Origin of the sequence: Sulfitobacter sp. HI0129, assembly GCF_001635395.1 — a bacterium.
GTDB lineage: Bacteria > Pseudomonadota > Alphaproteobacteria > Rhodobacterales > Rhodobacteraceae > Sulfitobacter.
This window is the reverse complement of the sequence record NZ_LWGH01000177.1, coordinates 1-385: the sequence shown is the minus strand read 5'-3', so window position 1 is coordinate 385 and position 385 is coordinate 1. Positions and strand designations below refer to the sequence as shown.

Below are 385 nucleotides of genomic sequence, written 5' to 3'. Positions count from 1 at the left end.
ATCTCCTATTGCGTTCCCAACAGTAACAATTCGTTTTGCTGCGCCCTCAGGTCGCTCACTTTTCCTTCGTCCAAGCCCATCCAAAAATTTGGACCAATGGGTTGGTTTAGGCAATAGCTCGGCGGCGTCCCCAATGCGGCTAGCAACAATGAACACCCTGCGGCGAGCCTGAGGCGTTCCATAGAGTTCGGCGGACAACGTTTCATAAGCAACACTGTAACCTTGGTCACTCAATGAACTAAGTATCGCCTTGACCACCTGACCGTTGTCTATCGAAAGTATGCCCGGCACATTTTCCATCACCAGCGTTTTTGGGCGAAGCCTCTTCACCAGCGTCAAATAATATTCAAAGAGCCGGGCATACTTTCGATAGACAACGGTCAGG

Annotated in this window: 1 protein-coding gene; it reads right to left on the bottom strand. The window is 50.4% G+C overall.

The annotated features are described in order from the left end of the window. The coding region (locus A3764_RS23845) for a DNA cytosine methyltransferase (RefSeq protein ID WP_161487478.1) at positions 1 to 385 on the bottom strand (385 nt) is incomplete at both ends.